A 1760-nucleotide genomic window follows, 5' to 3' on the forward strand; every position below is an offset into this window, starting at 1 on the left:
CCGATGGTCTCAAAGCCCAGTCGGTGATAGATGGCACCTGCCAGGGGATTGTCGTAGAACAGGCAGAGAAAACTCAAACCGTCGGTGAAGCACTGGGAGCACAACCTGATCATTACCTGTGAGGCATACCCACGGTTGCGATAGGATGGATGGGTGGCAACGCCGATGATCATCGCTCCGTGTTGTGTTTTTGCGGTGATGTTGGCCATGCAGACAAGGACGTCCCCATCGAAGATGCCGTAGCCGAGGCCTCCGCTTTCCAAGAGTTCGCTTGTCTGTCTCAGTTTCTCCTGCTCGTGCTCGATGTAGGGCTTTGCAAACTCCTCTATCTGCTTGTAGAGGTCGATGATTGATTGGGCGTCATTCGGCATAAGCCTGGCGATTGTATGCCCGCCGGGAGCCTGCATCTTGAAGCCTTCCTTGTTGAGCCTGCACAAGTACGTGCCCTGCACCTTGACCTGAGGAAAGTATGGCTGAATATCCAGCAATATCTCCTCCTTGGCGCTGAGGCAGAGCATATGCTGCTGCTTCAGGAAGGCTGCAACCCGGCTCAGGTTTCCGCCGGGTTTGTTGCAGGTGATCATATAGTTCTCGTAGTAACGTAAAACCAGGTAGTCCCAGTCATCACCGAAAGCGTACATGGACACGATGTCGCCATCCAACCCGTAGTTTTCGATATCGCCTTCAATGAAAAGATTGACCTCTTTTTCCGCAGCAATATACCTCAACACTGCCGGAATATCTTTGTATGTCAGTTTCTTGGGTGTGTACATGGAGCTACTATACGACAGCACGCAAGGCAATTCAATTGCCTGGTGAATATGGTATTTGTTTGACCAATTCTCTTGGACACTCTATGATGAATGATGTTGGGGGAGCTTCATTGCCATCGTGCGAAGTCAACTTCTCCCCCCATTCTTCTACTGGAGGTTCACTATGGACTTCTTGTTGGACGGACTGCTCGCCACGACCTGGAAGCAACTGGTAATGTTTGGCGTGGGCGGTCTTCTCATTTATCTTGCAATTGCAAAGAAGCTTGAACCCTCGTTGTTGCTTCCCATGGGGTTCGGTGCGATTCTGGTCAACCTGCCGTTCAGCGGTGCGGTTACCCAGATGATGGTTGGCATCGGTGAAGTACCAGGCATTCTTGACTGGCTCTTCCACCTCGGCATCGAGGCGGCGGAGGCCATGCCGCTGCTGCTCTTCATCGGCATCGGGGCGATGATCGACTTCGGTCCGCTGTTGGCCAATCCGAAGCTCATCCTCTTCGGGGCTGCCGCCCAGTGGGGCATCTTCGCCACTATAAGCCTTGCCACCTTGATGGGCTTCAGCCTCGTCGATGCCGCCTCCATCGGCATTATCGGGGCCGCCGACGGGCCGACATCCATTCTGGTCTCACAGGTATTGGGAAGTACGTATATCGGGCCCATTGCCATTGCCGCCTACTCCTATATGGCCTTGGTGCCCATCATACAGCCCTTTGCCATCAGGCTGGTGACAACCAAGAAAGAGCGGATGATCAAAATGCCGTACAATCCCCGCTCGGTATCCAAGCGCTCCAAAATCCTTTTCCCGATCATCGTCACCGTGGTTGCCGGCTATGTTGCCCCAGCCTCTGTTTCGCTGGTGGGGATGCTGATGTTCGGCAATCTCATTCGTGAGTGTACGGTACTGGACACCTTGTCCACTGCGGCACAGACAGTATTGGTCAACCTTATCACCCTGTTGCTTGGTATTACCATCGCTTCCACCATGAAGGC

The 1760-nt window shown here is 53.4% G+C and carries 2 protein-coding genes; one reads left to right on the top strand and one right to left on the bottom strand.

Features of this window, described 5'->3' with window-relative positions; translation table 11 throughout:
* Window positions 1-773: GNAT family N-acetyltransferase (locus B3F49_RS09290; RefSeq protein WP_293910599.1), on the bottom strand; the 773-nt coding region annotated here is incomplete at its 3' end.
* Window positions 774-936: 163 nt separating this feature from the next.
* On the opposite strand from B3F49_RS09290, the gene B3F49_RS09295 reads away from it, so the two are divergent.
* Window positions 937-1760 (top strand): sodium ion-translocating decarboxylase subunit beta (locus B3F49_RS09295; RefSeq protein WP_293910609.1); only part of this gene is annotated, 824 nt, incomplete at its 3' end.

The organism is Sphaerochaeta sp. UBA5836 (assembly GCF_002432845.1).
GTDB lineage: Bacteria > Spirochaetota > Spirochaetia > Sphaerochaetales > Sphaerochaetaceae > Sphaerochaeta.